The organism is Pseudomonas sp. LBUM1672 (genome assembly GCF_059695655.1).
This window is the reverse complement of the sequence record NZ_CP166781.1, coordinates 5,332,595-5,348,813: the sequence shown is the minus strand read 5'-3', so window position 1 is coordinate 5,348,813 and position 16,219 is coordinate 5,332,595. Positions and strand designations below refer to the sequence as shown.

The window sequence follows — 16,219 nt, the reverse complement described above, 5'->3', positions numbered from 1 at the left end:
TCTTAAAGAGTCTCTGATCCGGTCAGGCGCTTGATGGTGCTGCGCAGGATGGGGCTGTCGGGTTGTTCCTTGAGGAACTTGCTCCAGATTTGCCTGGCTTCGCTTTGCTTGCCGTTAGCCCAGAGGACTTCGCCCAGGTGAGCGGCGACTTCCTGATCGGGAAAACGCTCCAGGGCCTGACGCAGGTAGCGCTCGGCTTCATCGAGGTTGCCCAGGCGGAAGTGCACCCAGCCGAGGCTGTCGAGGACCGCCGGGTCTTCCGGGTTGATCTGGTGCGCTTGTTCGATCAGGGCCTTGGCTTCGACGTAGCGCGTCGTACGGTCGGACAGGGTGTAGCCGAGGGCGTTCAACGCCATTGCATTGTCCGGGTCGCGCTTGATGATCAGGCGCAGGTCTTTTTCCATCTGCGCCAGGTCATTGCGTTTTTCCGCCTGCATCGCGCGGGTGTAAAGCAGGTTCAGATCGTCCGGGTACTTTTGCAGCGCGGTTTGCAGAACCTGCCAGGCCTTGTCGGGCTGCTTGTTGGCAGACAAGGTCTCGGCTTCGATCAGGTACAACTGGATCGCGTAATCGGGTTGCTCGTCGCGTTCGGTTGCCAGACGGCGCTGGGCTTCGGCGGTCTTGCCGTTGTTGATCAGAATGTCGGTCTGGCGCAGTTGCGCGGGCAGATAGTCATTGCCGGGGCCGACCTGAGCGTACTCGATCAGCGCGCCTTGTGGATCGTTGCGCTCTTCAGCGATGCGGCCGAGGTTCAGGTGCGCCGAATCGACGTGACTTTCCCGGGCGATCAAGTCTTCCAGGTAACCCTTGGCCTCGTCCCAGGCCTTGGCTTCCAGGCACACCAGCGCCAGGGAGTAACGCAGTTCGTCGTCTTCCGGGTATTGCTGAACCAGGCTGGAGAACTCGACTTTGGCGTCGTCCATGCGGTCCTGTTCAACCAGCATGCGTGCATAGGTCAGGCGCAGGCGTTTGTCGTCCGGGTATTTCTTGATGCTTTTTTGCAGCAGCGGCAAGGCTTCGTCGCCCCGGTTGAGCACTTGCAGCAGGCGCGCGCGCAGCAGAATCGGAGCAATTTCGCCTTCGTCCGGCGGATTGTCCTCCAGCAACGCCAGTGCGCCTTTGGCGTCACCGTCCTGTTGCAGCAGCAAGGCCTTGCCGAAAATCAACTGGCTGTTGTTTGGGTGGCGCTGCAATAAACGGTCAAAACTTTTCATCAGGCCGTTGCGCGTGTCCTGGTCGGTATCGGACGCGGACAGAGCCAGGAAGTCGAAATGCGTGTCGCCCTTGCCGAGCAGGACTTTCTCCATATAGACCATGGAGTCGTCATAGCGCCCGGCGCGCGCCAGTTGCACGGCAGCCGCTCGTTGCGCCTCAAGATCGTCCGGGGCGTTTTTCGCCCAGATCAAAGCGGTGTCCAGGGCAGCCTGATCGGCGCCCAGGTACTCGGCGATGCGGAAAGCCCGCTCGGAGATGCCCGGATCCTGGGTATTGATCGCCTGGGTCACGTAGTTGTCCAGGGCAATGTCGAAACGATTGCGCTGGCCAGCCAGTTCGGCGCTCAACAGGCTGAAGACGGTTTCTTCGCTGAATGAGCTGTAAACCTTGGGCTTTTCAGGGGCCGGAGTGCTGTCTTCGACCGGCGGCGTACCGTCCGACGAAACGGGTGCCAAGACCTGGCAGCCGCTGAGGAAGACAAAAGCGAGGAGCAACGCGGAAGATCTATTCATATAGAGAGAGGACGACTAACCTGCGGTCGGATCATCATGACACAAGCCTTCGGCCAAACATAACCGAGTCTCGATGGATGCCTTTATAGAGGCAGGTCATTGGGACAATAGTCAGCGGTAGTTGTTCTGGCTCTGTCGAAGTAGGACAATTGCCGGCTTCACGTCACCATCAGCGACCTTGAATGGCCTTCCTTGCACTCGGTATCAACCACAAGACTGCTTCAGTAGACGTCCGCGAGCGCGTGGCCTTTACCCCTGAGCAGCTGGTGGAGGCCTTGCAGCAGCTCTGCCGACTCACCGACAGCCGCGAAGCTGCGATCCTTTCCACCTGCAATCGCAGTGAACTGTATATAGAACAGGATCACCTTTCGGCTGACATCATCTTGCGCTGGCTGGCCGATTATCACCATTTGAGCCTCGAAGAGCTGCGCGCGAGCGCTTATGTGCACGAAGATGATGCGGCAGTTCGTCACATGATGCGGGTCGCTTCCGGGCTCGATTCGCTGGTGTTGGGCGAACCGCAGATTCTCGGCCAGATGAAATCGGCCTACGCCGTAGCGCGTGAGGCCGGCACCATCGGTCCGTTGCTCGGGCGCTTGTTTCAAGCGACGTTCAATGCCGCCAAGCAGGTGCGCACCGACACGGCCATCGGCGAGAACCCGGTGTCCGTGGCGTTTGCCGCGGTCAGCCTGGCGAAACAGATTTTCAGTGACTTGCAACGCAGCCAGGCTTTGCTGATTGGTGCCGGCGAGACCATCACCCTGGTCGCCCGTCATCTGCATGAACTGGGTGTGAAGCGTATCGTGGTCGCCAACCGGACCCTGGAACGCGCGAGCATCCTGGCCGAGCAGTTTGGCGCCCATGCCGTTTTGCTCTCGGACATCCCGGCCGAGCTGGTGCGCAGCGACATCGTGATCAGTTCCACTGCCAGCCAGTTGCCGATCCTGGGCAAAGGCGCCGTGGAAAGCGCCTTGAAACTGCGCAAGCACAAACCGATCTTCATGGTAGACATCGCCGTACCGCGCGATATCGAGCCAGAAGTCGGCGAGTTGGACGACGTTTACCTCTACAGCGTCGATGATCTCCACGAAGTGGTCGCCGAGAACCTCAAGAGCCGGCAGGGCGCAGCCCAGGCGGCCGAAGAGATGGTCTCGGTCGGTGCCGAAGATTTCATGGTCCGCTTGCGTGAGCTGGCGGCGGTGGATGTGCTCAAGGCCTATCGCCAACAAAGCGAGCGCATGCGCGACGAAGAATTGCAGAAGGCCCAGCGCATGCTGGCCAACGGCAGCAGCGCCGAAGACGTGCTGGTGCAATTGGCACGAGGCCTGACCAACAAACTCTTGCACGCCCCGAGCGTGCAGTTGAAAAAGCTCTCTGCCGAAGGCCGCCTCGATGCGCTGGCCATGGCCCAGGAACTCTTTGCCCTGAATGAGGGCTCATCGGATAGCTTTTCGGATAAGAAACCGCAATGAAAGCGTCACTGCTCAATAAGCTGGACATCCTCCAGGACCGTTTCGAGGAATTGACCGCCTTGCTTGGCGATGGCGAAGTCATTTCCGATCAGAACAAGTTCCGCACCTATTCCAAGGAATACGCGGAAGTCGAACCGATTGTCGCCACCTATAAACAGCTGCTCAAAGTGCAAGGCGACCTCGAAGGCGCCCAGGCACTGCTCAAGGACAGCGACCCGGACATGCGTGAAATGGCCGTGGAAGAAGTTCGCGAAGCCAAAGAGCAACTGATCGACATCGAAGCCAGCCTGCAGCGCATGCTGCTGCCCAAGGACCCGAATGACGGGCGCAACGTGTTTCTCGAAATCCGTGCCGGCACCGGCGGTGACGAGGCGGCGATTTTCTCCGGCGACCTGTTCCGCATGTATTCGCGTTACGCCGAGCGTCGCGGCTGGCGGGTGGAAATCCTCTCCGAGAACATCGGCGAGCACGGAGGCTATAAAGAAGTCATCGCCCGGGTTGAAGGCGAAAACGTCTACGGCAAACTGAAATTCGAATCTGGCGCGCACCGCGTGCAACGGGTTCCGGCCACAGAGTCCCAAGGGCGAATCCACACCTCGGCCTGCACCGTGGCCGTGTTGCCCGAGCCGGATGAGCAGGAAACGATCGAGATCAACCCGGCGGATCTGCGGGTCGATACCTATCGTTCCTCCGGTGCCGGCGGCCAGCACGTCAACAAGACCGACTCGGCGATCCGCATCACGCACTTGCCGTCCGGTATCGTCGTCGAGTGCCAGGAAGAACGTTCCCAGCACAAGAACCGCGCCCGGGCGATGTCCTGGCTGTCGGCCAAACTCAACGATCAGCAGACCAGCGCCGCCGCCAATGCGATCGCCAGCGAGCGTAAGTTGCTGGTCGGGTCGGGTGATCGCTCCGAGCGCATCCGCACCTACAACTTTGCTCAGGGCCGGGTGACCGATCACCGGGTCAACTTGACGCTGTATTCCCTCGACGAAATCCTCGCGGGTGGCGTCGAAGCGGTGATCGAACCGTTACTGGCCGAGTTCCAGGCCGATCAATTGGCAGCGATAGGTGAGTAAATGACGATCATTGCCAGTTTGTTGCGCGCCGCCGATTTGCCCGATTCGCCCACGGCGCGGCTGGATGCCGAATTGTTGCTGGCCGCGGCCTTGGGCAAGTCCCGCAGCTTTCTGCACACCTGGCCGGAACGCATCGTGCCGAGCGAAGCGGCGCTGAAATTTGCTGAATTCCTGCAACGTCGTCGTGGCGGTGAGCCAGTGGCCTACATTCTGGGGCAGCAAGGGTTCTGGAAGCTTGATCTGGAAGTCGCGCCGCACACGCTGATCCCGCGCCCGGATACCGAATTGCTGGTGGAAGCCGCGCTGGAATTATTGCCTGCGACACCGGCCAAGGTCCTGGATCTCGGCACCGGCAGCGGCGCCATTGCCTTGGCTCTGGCCAGCGAACGTCCGGCGTGGAAAGTGACCGCCGTGGATCGCGTGCTCGAAGCCGTGGCGCTGGCCGAGCGCAATCGTCAGCGCCTGCACCTGAACAACGCCATCGTGCTGAGCAGCCACTGGTTCAGCGCCCTGGAAGGTCAGCGTTTTCAATTGATCATCAGCAACCCGCCTTACATCGCTTCCGCCGATCCGCATCTGGTGGAAGGTGATGTGCGCTTTGAACCGGCCAGCGCCTTGGTCGCCGGTGTCGACGGGCTCGACGATTTGCGTCTGATCGTCGCCCAGGCGCCGGATTATCTGGAGGCGGGTGGCTGGCTGATGCTCGAACACGGTTACGATCAAGCCGTGGCCGTACGTGATTTGCTGCTGACCCGCGGCTTTGAAGAAGTCCACAGCCGCACCGATCTGGGCGGTCACGAACGTATCAGCCTGGGGCGCCTGCCGTGCTGAATGATCAGGAATTGTTGCGCTATAGCCGGCAGATTCTGTTGCAACACGTCGACATCGACGGCCAGCTGCGACTGAAAGAAAGCCGCGTATTGATCGTCGGCCTCGGCGGTCTTGGCTCACCGGTCGCGTTGTATCTGGCAGCAGCCGGTGTCGGTGAGTTGCATTTGGCGGACTTCGACACGGTCGACCTGACCAACCTGCAACGCCAGATTGTTCACGACACCGACAGCGTTGGCCTGAGCAAAGTCGATTCTGCGATCCGCCGTTTGAGCGCAATCAATCCCGAGATCCAATTGATCGCCCATCGCACCGCGCTGGACGAAGACTCCCTGGCCGCCGCCGTGGCTGCGGTGGACCTGGTGCTGGACTGCTCCGACAATTTCTCGACCCGCGAAGCGGTCAATGCGGCCTGCGTTGCCGCGGGCAAACCGCTGGTCAGCGGCGCGGCTATTCGTCTTGAAGGGCAATTGTCGGTGTTCGACCCGCGCCGCCCGGAAAGCCCGTGTTACCACTGTTTATACGGTCACGGCAGCGAAGCCGAGTTGACCTGCAGTGAAGCCGGCGTCGTCGGTCCACTGGTTGGGTTGGTGGGCAGTCTCCAGGCGCTGGAAGCCCTGAAATTGCTGGTGGGTTTCGGCGAACCACTGGTGGGGCGCCTGTTGTTGATCGATGCCTTGGGCTCGCGCTTCCGTGAACTACGGGTCAAGCGTGATCCGGGCTGCAGCGTCTGTGGTTCGAAACATGCGTGAAGCGCCGATCGGCGTGTTCGACTCCGGCGTCGGCGGGCTTTCGGTATTGGCCGAGATCCAGCGCTTGCTGCCCAACGAGTCTCTGCTGTACGTCGCCGATTGCGGCAACATTCCTTATGGCGAGAAAACCCCGGCATTCATCCAGCAGCGTTGCAGCGTGATGGCCGAATTCTTCCAGCAGCAGGGCGCGAAGGCCCTGGTGCTGGCGTGCAACACGGCGACCGTCGCTGGCGTTGCAGACTTGCGACGCGATTATCCCCAGTGGCCCATCGTCGGCATGGAGCCAGCGGTCAAACCGGCCGCTGCCGCGACCCGCAGCGGTGTGGTCGGTGTGCTCGCCACCACCGGCACGTTGCAGAGCGCCAAGTTCGCCGCCTTGCTCGATCGATTCGCCACGGACGTTCGAGTCATCACTCAGCCGTGCCCCGGCCTGGTGGAGCTGATTGAAAATGGCGATCTGCACAGTGAGGCATTGCGTCATTTGCTGGCCGGGTACGTCGGACCGCTGCTCGGCGCCGGGTGCGACACAATAATTCTGGGCTGCACGCATTATCCCTTCCTAAAGCCATTGCTTAAGCAGATGATCCCCGATGACATCAGCTTGATTGATACCGGCGCCGCTGTGGCGCGGCAACTTCAGCGATTGTTGGCCGAGCGTGAATTGCTCGCCGAAGGACCTGCACGTGCTGCGCAGTTCTGGACGAGTGCCGATCCGGAGCACTTCAGAAATATCTTGCCGATCCTGTGGAATACCGCCGGCGTTGTGCAAAGCTTCAAGGGGTAAACAAAAATCCTGGGGCAAACGAATAATTGGGGTGAACTTCTGATTAAACGTCGACTTCTATAGCGGTGAGCAACAAAAAAAACCTTACGAAATCGTTCGGAAAAGGATGTTTCTAATGAAGCGACTATTCTGCTTGGCCGCGATTGCGGCCGCACTGATGGGGAACAGTTTTACCGCACAGGCAGCAGGCGTGGAGTTCGCGGTCGGCCAGACCAGCGAGTCGTCCATGACCTATCGACTGGGCATGCAATTCGATTGGGACAAGAGCTGGTTGCAGAGTGATGTCGGTCGTTTGACCGGTTACTGGAGCGGCGCCTACACCTACTGGGACGGCGACGAGTCCTCCAGCAACCACAGCCTGTCGTTCTCGCCGGTGCTGGTTTACGAATTTTCCGGCCAGACCGTCAAGCCCTACGTGGAGTTGGGCGTTGGCGTCGCGGTGTTCGCCAATACTGAAGTCGAAAACAATCAACTCGGCAGTGCCTTTCAGTTCGAAGACCGGTTCGGCTTTGGCCTGCGCTTTGCGGGCGGGCATGAAGTCGGGATTCGTGCGACGCACTATTCCAATGCCGGGCTCAGTAGCCCGAACAACGGTGTAGAAAGCTACGCGCTGCACTACACGATGCCGTTGTAAGGCTGGACTCGGTCAAATGTGGGAGCGGGCTTGCTCGCGAAAGCGGACTGTCAGTCAACATCAATGTTGAATGTTAAACCGCTTTCGCGAGCAAGCCCGCTCTCACAATAGATCTTCAATGGCCTGACTTTCAGCGATACGCCGTGGTTATCCCTTGGCGCTCATCGATGCATTCCGGTGCGCCCATCTCGAATTCCCGGCAGATCAGCGGGCGTTTTTCGTAGATGGTGCACATCATGCTGTTGCGATCCAGCGCAGCGCACCAGCCGTCATCCAGGCGCAGCATGACTTCCCCGCCCCAATCATCGGTATCGATAAATCGTTCGGGCACGCCCGTGTCGGTGATCAGCATGACTTCGAGCTGGCAGCAGCAGGCTGCACAGGTCGAGCATGTGACGGCCGGCTCGGCGATTTGCGTGTGGGGAATGGTTTTCATGCCGCGCAGTGTAAGGCAGTGGGCCGATGCTGTGTGAAAGGCCTGACGGACGCTTAGCTGCGAGTGTCCGCCGCCAGCCGTTGCGCCATGAAATGCAGTGCGGGAAACAGCAAGGCCCAGAGCAGCCCGAGGCCCACCAGCGTGGGCACCTGACCATAGGGGAACTGCACGTCCGCCAGTTGCCCACCGGCGAAATAGGACACTGGTCCACCCACGGCGCCCAGCAGGCTGCCGAGCCACCAGGGGTTTGCGGTCCATTGCAGGCAGTGGCGCAAGGTCGTTGCCAGTAACGCCCACAACAGCATCAACCACAGCGGAATCAAGGGCGCGACATCGGCGAAGTCGAACACCCCCAACCAGCGCAATGTGCTGTCGACGGTGGTGCCCAACAACACAACGCTGAGGATCAGTCGGCCCTCATCAGCCCAGCGACTTATCCACAGCAGATGAATCACCAGCGCCGCCAGCGCCACTAACAACCACAGGCTGTTGCCGCCCAGCACACAGGCAAACCAGCCGAGCTGAAACAACGCGGCATTGGCCACCCGCTCAAGCATCGAAGCGGCCCAGCAGCGGCGCAGGCATCGCCGACGGTTTGGCCAGCAGCAATTGCGCGGTGCCGATGGTGCGTTCCAGAAATCCCCCTTCGCAGTAGCACAGATAGAATTCCCACAAGCGCAGGAAATAATCGTCGTAGCCCAACTCGATCAAACGGCCCTGGGCGCGGCGAAAATTCTCATGCCACACGCGCAGGGTCCGGGCGTAGTGCAGGCCGAAATCCTCCATGTGCAGCAAATTCATGTCGGTGTCGCGGCTGATGACTTCCAGCATCTTCTGCACACAGGGCAGGGCGCCGCCAGGGAAAATGTAACGCTGAATGAAATCGACACTGCCCTTGGCCTGTTCGTAGCGCTGTTCACGGATAGTGATCGCCTGCAACAGCATCAAGCCGTTGCTTTTGAGCAACTGCGCGCACTGCTTGAAATAGACCGGCAGGAAGCGATGGCCGACCGCTTCGATCATCTCGATCGACACCAGTTTGTCGTACTGCCCGGTGAGGTCGCGGTAATCCTTGAGCAGCAGCGTGACCTGTTCTTGCAGGCCGAGGGCTTCGATGCGTTGTGCAGTGAAGGCGTACTGCTCTTTTGAAAGCGTGGTGGTGGTGACCTTGCAGCCGTAATGCTGCGCTGCGTAAAGCGCCATGCTGCCCCAGCCGGTGCCGATTTCCAGCAAGTGATCGCTGGGCTTCAACGCGAGTTTCTGGCAGATCCGCTCCAGCTTGTTCAACTGCGCCTGTTCCAGGCTGTCTTCATCCGTCAGGAACTGCGCGGCGGAATACATCATGGTGGGATCGAGAAACTGTTCGAACAGGTCGTTGCCCAGGTCGTAGTGGGCGGCGATGTTTTTCTGCGAGCCTTTGCGCGTGTTGCGATTGAGCCAGTGCAGCCCTTGGACGAAGGGCCGGCCGAGTTTCGCCAGGCCGCCTTCCAGCGCATCCAGCACTTCAAGGTTGCTGACAAACACGCGAACCACCGCGGTCAGGTCCGGCGAACTCCAATAACCATGGATATACGCTTCGCCAGCGCCGATCGACCCGTTGCCCGCCACCAGTCCCCACGCCGCCGCGTCGAGGATATGGATCTCACCGATCAATGGACTGCCGGCGGTGCCGAAGACCAGCCGTTCACCGTTTTCGATGACCACCAGTTGCCCATGCTTGAGGTGCGTCAGTTGCCGCAGCACGCCACGGCGCAGCAACGACCCGGTCAGGCCGTTGGTGCTGAGCAGATTGATTTTGGCCGAGGCACTAGAGGATTTCATGACGGCGATCCTTGGGAGGCACCATGGCGGTCTGGAAGCTGCCATCGGCAGCCTGATGAGCAAAGATCGGTGCGCGTTTGAACAACAAGCGCAGAGCCTGCCAATAGATCGCCAGGCAGGTTTTCGCCGTCATCCATGGAAAGCGCCGCAAGTAACGGTGCAGGCTGGCGCGATCCAGTGCTTCGCGTTTGAGGTTGAGCGTGGCGTCGAACAATTTCAGTTCGCCCTGCCAGTCCGCCATGTGCACGCCGAGCTTTTTTGCGGCGGGGCTGAAACTCATGCGGTACTCCAGATCCGGCGGCAAAAACGGCGAGACGTGGAACGCCTTTGCCACAGCAAAATGTTGATGGAAGTCGCTCAGGTTCGTCGGGGTCTTGGCCGGCAATACATAGTGATAACGCTCGCGCCAAGGGGTGTTGGTGACTTCGCAAAGAATCGCCGCCAGTTGCCCGTCAGCCTCATGGCAGTAGAAAAAACTCACCGGGTTGAACGACAGGCCCCAACTGCGCGCCTGAGTCAGCAGGCAGACCGAGCCTTGCGGCGCATGGCCGATGGCTTGGCTGACCAGCTGGCGCACCGCCTCAATCAGGCGCGTGCCGTTGCCGGTATAGGCCTTGAGATAATCGCTCTCGCGAAACGAGAACGGTGCGAAGCGACTGCTGCCCGAGAGCGGCGACAAACCCAGCACGGCGTCCTGTTCGTCCAGGTCCAGGTACAGCAGACCGATCCGGTAACGGAAGGCGTGAGGCTTTGGGGCGAACCGCCGATGGGCGATCCAGCCGCTGTAGAGGGCGCTGTTCACAACACTTCGCCAAACGAGCGGGCAACGCGCAACGCGCTGACCACGCCGTCTTCATGGAAACCATTGGCCCAATAGGCGCCGCAATAGTAAGAATGCTGCGCACCGTCCAGTTCCTCCCAGCGGTTTTGCGCGGCGACGGCGGCCAGGCTGAATTGCGGATGGGCATAGGTGTATTTGCCGAGCACTTTGCTCGGGCTGATGCCCGCGCTCTGGTTGAGGCTGACGCAGAACGTCGTGTCGCTCTGGATGCCTTGCAGGATATTCATGTCATAGGTGACGGCGGCCTGCGTGTGGCCCGGGCCACCGAGGCGATAGTTCCAGCAGGCCCAGGCCAGTTTTCGTGTGGGCAGCATCCTTGTGTCGGTGTGCAGCACCACTTCGTTGTCGGCGTAGGGCAGGGCGCTGAGGATCGAGTGTTCGGCATCGCTCGGCTTGGCCAAGAGTTTCAGGGCTTGATCGCTGTGGCAGGCAAACACCACTTTGTCGAATCGCTCGCGGCCGGCGGCGCTGTGGATAACGACGCCATCCTCATCGCGCTCGACCCGGGTCACCGGGCAGTCGAGACGGATCTTCTCGTTAAAGGTCGCCGTCAATGGCCCGATGTAGGCACTTGAGCCGCCTTCGATCACCCGCCATTGCGGGCGATTGCTGACGGACAGCAGGCCATGATTCTTGAAAAACCTGACAAAAAACTGCAGCGGGAAACCGAGCATGTCGGCCATGGACATCGACCAGATCGCCGCACCCATCGGCACGATGTAATGGAGGATGAAGCGTTCGCCATAGCGGCCGTTTTTCAGATACTCGTCCAGCGTGGTGTCGGCGGCAATCCGACCCTCGGCGAGGTCGCGCTGCGCCTCTTTGTTGAAGCGCAGAATGTCGCGCAACATGCCCCAAAACCCTGGTGACAACAGGTTGCGGCGTTGAGCAAACAGGCTGTTGAGAGTGTTGCCGTTGTACTCAAGCCCGGTGTCCGGGTCCATCACCGAAAAGCTCATTTGCGTCGGTTTGAACGCGACGCCGATCTGGCCCAGCAGGCGAATGAAATTCGGGTAGGTCCAGTCGTTGAACACAATGAAACCGGTGTCCACGGCGTAGCGCTGATAATCGACGGTCACGTCCACGGTGTGGGTGTGACCGCCGATCCAGTCGCTGGCCTCGAACAGGGTGATCTCATGCCTGCGATTGAGCAGGTAGGCGCTGGTCAGCCCCGAGATCCCGCTGCCGATAATGGCGATGTTCACGGCACATCCTTGATCGGTGGACTGCTGCGCACCATGCGTTTGCCGATTGCCAGTTTCACGCATGCGGGCATTTTCGACAGGGGCCAGAGCGCAGCCATAAACAGTCCCGGGAAGGCGATTTCCAGTGGACGGTGCTTGAGCTTGGCGAAGATGTGCCGTGCGGCTTTGGCCACTGGCCAACTGAGCGGCATCGGGAAATCGTTTTTCGCCGTCAGCGGGGTCTCTACAAACCCCGGGCTGACCACCGTGACTTCGATGCCTTCCGGCGCAAGGTCAATGCGCAGGGATTCGAACAGGTAGCGCAGCCCGGCCTTCGACGCGCCATAGGCTTCGGCCCGAGGCAACGGCAAATAGGTTACTGAACTGGCGACGCCCACCAGATGCGGCGCAGTGCCCTTGCGTAACAGCGGCAAAGCGGCCTCGATGCAATAGGCGCTCGCGAGCAGATTGGTGCGCACCACGTGCTCGACGATCGACGCATCAAACTGCTGAACGTCGACGTATTCGCAGGTGCCGGCGTTGAGGATGACCGTGTCCAGAGAGCCCCATTCATGAGCGATTTGTTCGCCGATTTCGCGCACCGTCTGACTGTCGGTCAGATCGCCAGGCACCACCAGCACTTGCCCGGGATAACGCAGGGACAAGACTTTCAGTACCGCTATGGAGCGCGAACTCACGGCCAGGTGAGCGCCGGTTTTCAGAATTTCTTCGGCCAGCGAGGCGCCAATGCCACTGCTGGCGCCCGTCAGCCAGTATCGCCGTGGAGGTGTAAGGCTCATCCCATTCTCCTTTTCAGCCACGAAATCGCCCGACCCAATACGGGTAAGTGCTCATAAAGCAGTGCCCCGGCATCGAAATAATCCCGGTGGCGATAAACCTTGTCGCGCCAGAGCAGGTGCGAGCAGCCGTCAACGTGAATCAACTGGCCGCCGCTCAGGCGTGGATGGCGGTAACTCATGACCCAGCGCAGATACCCTTCGCCTTCACCGGTCTGATCGAAGCCGCGAAAATCGAAACGCAGTTCGGTGACGTTGGCGTAGAGCTCGGCGAAGTAGCTGCGCAACTGTCCGAGCCCTTGCACGTCGTGCAGCGGATCAGTGAAGTGCACATCGTCGGCATAGAGCTCACCGAGGCGTTGTAAATTGTCTTTGTCCAACTGCGCGAACTGTCGGGCAAAATGCTCCAGGAAATCACTCATGAGCGCCTCCGGCATGTTGTCGCGAGGGCAGGTTCTTGAATGCAGCCAGTGCACGTTCGCGGGATTTAATTAGATTGACGATTGGCGATGGATAATCCGCAACACCGAACAAGCCTTCGAGGTTCGCCGGGTTGTGCACTTCTTTCTTGTTCAGCCCGGCCAGTTCCGGCAACCAGTGCTTGATGAACACGCCTTCGGCGTCGAATTTCTCCGACTGACTCAGTGGATTGAAAATACGGAAATAAGGGGCCGAATCAGTGCCCGTGGACGCACTCCACTGCCAGCCACCGTTGTTCGCCGCCAGGTCACCGTCGATCAAGTGGCGCATGAAGAACCGCTCACCTTCGCGCCAGTCGATCAGCAGGTTCTTGGTCAGGAACATCGCCACCACCATGCGCAAGCGGTTGTGCATCCAGCCGGTCTCGAGCAATTGGCGCATGGCCGCGTCGATGATTGGCAGGCCGGTACGGGCTTGCTGCCAGGCCAGCAGTTCTTCCGGAGCGTCGCGCCAGGCCAGGGCTTCGGTTTCCGGGCGGAAGGCACGGTGACGCGAGACTCGTGGGTAACCCACCAGAATGTGTTTGTAGAACTCGCGCCACAGCAGCTCGTTGATCCAGGTGACCGCGCCCACCTTGCCGCTTTCGAACTCGCCTTGATTGCTTTGCAGGGCGGCGTGCAAGCACTGACGAGGGGAAATCACCCCGGCGGCGAGATAGGCCGAAAGCTGGCTGGTGCCGGGTTTGGCCGGGAAATCGCGCTCGTTCTTGTAGTGGTCGATTTGCGCGTCGGCGAAGGTGTCGAGGCGGCGGCGGGCTTCGGCTTCACCGGCTGGCCAGAGCTTGCGCAAGCTGTCGCTGGGCGTTTCGAACCCTTCAACGCTCGACGGGATCGTGTCGCTGCTGATGTCCAAGGGCGCCTGGGCCATGGGGGCGATTACCTGACCTGGCAGTGATCGGTGCAGGCGTTCGTAACAGACCTTGCGGAATTGGCTGAAGACCTGGAAGTAAGTGCCAGTCTTGGTCAGCACGGTGCCGGGTTTAAACAGCAACTGATCGAGGTAACTGAAGAAGTCGATGCCGTTGGTCTTCAACGTTTCGGCTACCGCCGCATCACGACGGCTTTCATGAACCCCGTATTCCTCGTTGACGTGCACCGCCTCAACGTTCAATTGCTGACACAGTTCGAGCAGAACCTTCGGCGCTTCATCCCAGCGAGGCGCCTGGCGGACCAGCAGCGCAATGTTCAATTCGCCCAGCGCGCGGCTCAGCTCACGCAGGTTGCGCAGCCAGAAATCCACTTTGCACGGTGCGTCATCGTGTTCCAGCCATTGCTGCGGGCTCAACAGGTACACCGCCACCGTCGGGCCGCGCGCTGCGGCAGCCGAGAGGGCGGTGTTGTCGTGTAGGCGCAAGTCGCTGCGCAGCCAGATCAATTGCATGGCGGTATCCATTAAATCAGCCCACGCTTGACCAGTTCCTGGTGAGCCGATAACGGGTCTTCGGCCAGGAACAAATCAGCGATCTCAGTCGTTTTTGCGGACAACTCGGCGTGGTGAATGCATACCGTTGGTCCGGCGATTATTTTTGGGCAACTGGCGCCGCTCAAAAGTTTCGGCAACTGCGAAAGATTCATGGCTTTGCTGGAATACAGCAGTACGCCGCGGGCTTGCAGGTGATCGACCGCCAGTGCGAGCTCGCCCACCGGCAGCGGCCAGTCGAAGACTTCCACCGGGCAATCGGCGCTGCTGATCAGCCACGCGGTCAGCCACAGATGAGGTTCCAGTGGCAGGTCTGACTGATTGATCAACAGCAGCGGGGCGGTGCGTAACTGACGATTGTTATGGTAGATGCGTGCGCCGAATTTGCTGCGCAGCCAGGAAAAGAAAAATACCCGCTCCATCTGCGCGCCGAACTGGCCTTGCCAGCGTTGCTCCAGTTCCGCCAGCAACGGCATCAGCAGTTGTTCGCACAAAGTGCGTGGCGGATACAGCGCCATGGCTTGATTGACGGTGTCATCAAGCGTGCGTTCGTTCAGTTGGGTTACCGCTTGCAGCAACGTCTGGCCCAGCACCTGCCAATCGTTTTCGATGGCTTCGGTAAAGGCTTGCGGCGTGTCGAGCAGTTGCTTGACCTGGCTGACGGCCACGCCGCGATTGAGCCAGGTGAGGATCGTCAAAATCCGTTGCACGTGTTCGGCAGAAAACAGGCGATGCCCCTTGGGCGTGCGCTGGGGCACGATCAACCCGTAACGTCGTTCCCAGGCGCGCAAGGTCACGGCGTTCACGCCGGTCTGGCGCGCCACTTCGCGAATCGGCAACCAGCCTTCGTCGAGGGCTTTCTTGAAGTCATCGCCAAGGTCTTCCCGGGCGCTGGTGTCGAGTGGGCTTTTCATTAGATTGCGTTTCGCAGGCTGAGGTTCTCCGGGTGCGGCTGAAGGTAAACCTGTTGCGCAATATACGGATCCGGGTGTTGGCGGAAGAAATGTTTGAGCAGCGTCAACGGCACCACCAGCGGCACGACGCCAAGCCGGTATTGGGCGATGACCTGCTGCATTTCCTGCTTGTCTTCAGGGCTGATGACCTGTTTGAGGTAACCACTGATGTGTTGCAGCACATTGGTGTGGGTGCGGCGCGTGGCGCATTTTTTCAATGCCGACATCAACTCGCTGAAATAGCGCGGGCCGATGTCCGCAGGATCGGTCTGACCCATGTTGCCCAGCAGGTTACCCAGGGTTTTGTATTGCACCGGGTTGTGGGCCATCAGCAGGTATTTGTAGCGCGAGTGGAAGTCCGTGAGGCCGCGCCGGGTCAGGCCTTCTTGCAGCAACTGCTGCCAGGCGCTGTAGGCGAACACGCGGGTAAGGAAGTTTTCGCGCAGCACCGGGTCGTTGAGACGGCCATCTTCTTCCACCGGCAAGTCCGGGTGCTGGGCACAGAAGGCCTGGGCGTAGATGCCGCGACCACCACCGTCCACCGGCGACCCGTTGGCGTGGTAGACCTTGACCCGATCGAGACCGCAGGAAGGCGATTTCTGCATGAAGATGTAGCCGCAGATGTCGTCCAGTTCCGCGGCCATTTTCTGACCGTACTCGGCGAGCGGACGGGTGACGTTGATCTCGGGGTGGACGGTGCCGACGGCTTCGGGACGTTCGGGATCGCCGATCAGGCGGATCGGTTCGCGAGGAATGCCCAGGCCAATGGCGACTTCCGGACACACCTGGACGAAATCGAAATAGTCAGTGAGGGTTCGGCTGCACAACCGTGATTCCTTGTGCCCGCCGTTAAAACGCACCTCGGCCCCCATCAAGCAGGCGCTGATGGCGATTTTCGGTTGGGTCGCTGGCTGTACGGACATCGGAGCACCTCGAATCCAGACTTGTACAGAGTGGGAGCTCTGTACAACTTTGTCTTCATCATAGATTCAAAGGTGTACAAGTCAAATTA

17 protein-coding genes are annotated in these 16,219 nt (G+C 60.0%); 6 read left to right on the top strand and 11 right to left on the bottom strand.

Annotated features, from left to right (window positions below; genetic code table 11):
- Positions 1-2 precede the first annotated feature (2 nt).
- Positions 3-1,727 carry a tetratricopeptide repeat protein gene (locus ACA053_RS24420; protein WP_109634805.1) on the bottom strand — a complete coding sequence of 575 codons (1,725 nt, stop codon included), beginning with the start codon at positions 1,725-1,727 and terminating at the stop codon, positions 3-5.
- 182 nt (positions 1,728-1,909) lie between these two features.
- Between ACA053_RS24420 and hemA the strand changes: the two genes are divergently transcribed.
- The 6 genes from hemA (at position 1,910) to ACA053_RS24390 (ending at position 7,276) form a co-directional block, all read left to right on the top strand.
- A complete protein-coding gene (gene hemA, locus ACA053_RS24415) occupies positions 1,910-3,199 on the top strand; it encodes a glutamyl-tRNA reductase (RefSeq protein ID WP_046053450.1) in 1,290 nt (429 codons plus the stop codon).
- Complete coding sequence (gene prfA, locus ACA053_RS24410; protein WP_219094342.1) at positions 3,196-4,278, top strand: peptide chain release factor 1; 1,083 nt, start codon at positions 3,196-3,198, stop codon at positions 4,276-4,278. Before hemA ends, prfA begins: the two co-directional genes overlap by 4 nt.
- Positions 4,279-5,109 carry a peptide chain release factor N(5)-glutamine methyltransferase gene (gene prmC / locus ACA053_RS24405; protein ID WP_497313679.1) on the top strand — a complete coding sequence of 277 codons (831 nt, stop codon included), beginning with the start codon at positions 4,279-4,281 and terminating at the stop codon, positions 5,107-5,109. It begins immediately after the preceding gene.
- The gene (locus tag ACA053_RS24400) at positions 5,103-5,858 is read left to right on the top strand and encodes a molybdopterin-synthase adenylyltransferase MoeB (RefSeq protein ID WP_461955693.1); all 756 of its coding nucleotides are present in this window, start codon (positions 5,103-5,105) and stop codon (positions 5,856-5,858) included. Before prmC ends, ACA053_RS24400 begins: the two co-directional genes overlap by 7 nt.
- Positions 5,851-6,642: a glutamate racemase gene (murI, locus tag ACA053_RS24395; RefSeq protein WP_497393893.1), complete on the top strand. Its 792-nt coding sequence runs from the start codon at positions 5,851-5,853 to the stop codon at positions 6,640-6,642. Before ACA053_RS24400 ends, murI begins: the two co-directional genes overlap by 8 nt.
- Before the next feature lie 115 nt (positions 6,643-6,757).
- Positions 6,758-7,276, top strand: coding sequence for an acyloxyacyl hydrolase (locus ACA053_RS24390; protein WP_497393892.1), 519 nt, complete (start codon positions 6,758-6,760; stop codon positions 7,274-7,276).
- Between the two features lie 130 nt (positions 7,277-7,406).
- Here ACA053_RS24390 and ACA053_RS24385 read toward each other — a convergent pair whose 3' ends face one another.
- From ACA053_RS24385 to ACA053_RS24340, 10 genes are read right to left on the bottom strand one after another with little or no spacing between them, the layout of a single operon-like run.
- Positions 7,407-7,712: a YkgJ family cysteine cluster protein gene (locus tag ACA053_RS24385; RefSeq protein WP_084320418.1), complete on the bottom strand. Its 306-nt coding sequence runs from the start codon at positions 7,710-7,712 to the stop codon at positions 7,407-7,409.
- A 53-nt stretch (positions 7,713-7,765) separates the two neighbouring features.
- A complete protein-coding gene (locus ACA053_RS24380; RefSeq protein ID WP_497393891.1) occupies positions 7,766-8,269 on the bottom strand; it encodes a DUF2878 domain-containing protein in 504 nt (167 codons plus the stop codon).
- Positions 8,262-9,533 carry a class I SAM-dependent methyltransferase gene (locus tag ACA053_RS24375; protein WP_497393890.1) on the bottom strand — a complete coding sequence of 424 codons (1,272 nt, stop codon included), beginning with the start codon at positions 9,531-9,533 and terminating at the stop codon, positions 8,262-8,264. The genes ACA053_RS24380 and ACA053_RS24375 overlap by 8 nt, the downstream gene beginning before the upstream one ends.
- Positions 9,520-10,335 carry a DUF1365 domain-containing protein gene (locus ACA053_RS24370; RefSeq protein ID WP_109634791.1) on the bottom strand — a complete coding sequence of 272 codons (816 nt, stop codon included), beginning with the start codon at positions 10,333-10,335 and terminating at the stop codon, positions 9,520-9,522. The genes ACA053_RS24375 and ACA053_RS24370 overlap by 14 nt, the downstream gene beginning before the upstream one ends.
- Positions 10,332-11,579, bottom strand: a complete 1,248-nt coding sequence (locus ACA053_RS24365; protein WP_497393889.1) for an NAD(P)/FAD-dependent oxidoreductase — start codon at positions 11,577-11,579, stop codon at positions 10,332-10,334. The genes ACA053_RS24370 and ACA053_RS24365 overlap by 4 nt, the downstream gene beginning before the upstream one ends.
- Positions 11,576-12,358, bottom strand: a complete 783-nt coding sequence (locus ACA053_RS24360; protein ID WP_109634787.1) for an SDR family NAD(P)-dependent oxidoreductase — start codon at positions 12,356-12,358, stop codon at positions 11,576-11,578. Before ACA053_RS24360 ends, ACA053_RS24365 begins: the two co-directional genes overlap by 4 nt.
- On the bottom strand, positions 12,355-12,777 hold the full coding sequence (locus ACA053_RS24355; protein ID WP_109634785.1) for a nuclear transport factor 2 family protein: 423 nt from the start codon (positions 12,775-12,777) through the stop codon (positions 12,355-12,357). The genes ACA053_RS24360 and ACA053_RS24355 overlap by 4 nt, the downstream gene beginning before the upstream one ends.
- The gene (gene phrB / locus ACA053_RS24350; RefSeq protein ID WP_497393888.1) at positions 12,770-14,215 is read right to left on the bottom strand and encodes a deoxyribodipyrimidine photo-lyase; all 1,446 of its coding nucleotides are present in this window, start codon (positions 14,213-14,215) and stop codon (positions 12,770-12,772) included. The genes ACA053_RS24355 and phrB overlap by 8 nt, the downstream gene beginning before the upstream one ends.
- An 11-nt stretch (positions 14,216-14,226) precedes the next feature.
- Complete coding sequence (locus ACA053_RS24345; RefSeq protein WP_497313665.1) at positions 14,227-15,168, bottom strand: MerR family transcriptional regulator; 942 nt, start codon at positions 15,166-15,168, stop codon at positions 14,227-14,229.
- Entirely contained in the window at positions 15,168-16,130 is a 963-nt protein-coding gene (locus ACA053_RS24340) for a YbgA family protein (RefSeq protein ID WP_497393887.1), read from the bottom strand. Before ACA053_RS24340 ends, ACA053_RS24345 begins: the two co-directional genes overlap by 1 nt.
- Between the last annotated feature and the right edge of the window lie 89 nt (positions 16,131-16,219).

Coding starts and splice junctions, on each gene's coding strand:
- ACA053_RS24420 (WP_109634805.1), bottom strand. CDS start 1,727: ATGAATAGATCTTCCGCGTTGCTCCTCGCTTTTGTCTTCCTCAGCGGC.
- hemA (WP_046053450.1), top strand. CDS start 1,910: ATGGCCTTCCTTGCACTCGGTATCAACCACAAGACTGCTTCAGTAGAC.
- prfA (WP_219094342.1), top strand. CDS start 3,196: ATGAAAGCGTCACTGCTCAATAAGCTGGACATCCTCCAGGACCGTTTC.
- prmC (WP_497313679.1), top strand. CDS start 4,279: ATGACGATCATTGCCAGTTTGTTGCGCGCCGCCGATTTGCCCGATTCG.
- murI (WP_497393893.1), top strand. CDS start 5,851: ATGCGTGAAGCGCCGATCGGCGTGTTCGACTCCGGCGTCGGCGGGCTT.
- ACA053_RS24390 (WP_497393892.1), top strand. CDS start 6,758: ATGAAGCGACTATTCTGCTTGGCCGCGATTGCGGCCGCACTGATGGGG.
- ACA053_RS24385 (WP_084320418.1), bottom strand. CDS start 7,712: ATGAAAACCATTCCCCACACGCAAATCGCCGAGCCGGCCGTCACATGC.
- ACA053_RS24380 (WP_497393891.1), bottom strand. CDS start 8,269: ATGCTTGAGCGGGTGGCCAATGCCGCGTTGTTTCAGCTCGGCTGGTTT.
- ACA053_RS24375 (WP_497393890.1), bottom strand. CDS start 9,533: ATGAAATCCTCTAGTGCCTCGGCCAAAATCAATCTGCTCAGCACCAAC.
- ACA053_RS24360 (WP_109634787.1), bottom strand. CDS start 12,358: ATGAGCCTTACACCTCCACGGCGATACTGGCTGACGGGCGCCAGCAGT.
- ACA053_RS24355 (WP_109634785.1), bottom strand. CDS start 12,777: ATGAGTGATTTCCTGGAGCATTTTGCCCGACAGTTCGCGCAGTTGGAC.
- phrB (WP_497393888.1), bottom strand. CDS start 14,215: ATGCAATTGATCTGGCTGCGCAGCGACTTGCGCCTACACGACAACACC.
- ACA053_RS24345 (WP_497313665.1), bottom strand. CDS start 15,168: ATGAAAAGCCCACTCGACACCAGCGCCCGGGAAGACCTTGGCGATGAC.
- ACA053_RS24340 (WP_497393887.1), bottom strand. CDS start 16,130: ATGTCCGTACAGCCAGCGACCCAACCGAAAATCGCCATCAGCGCCTGC.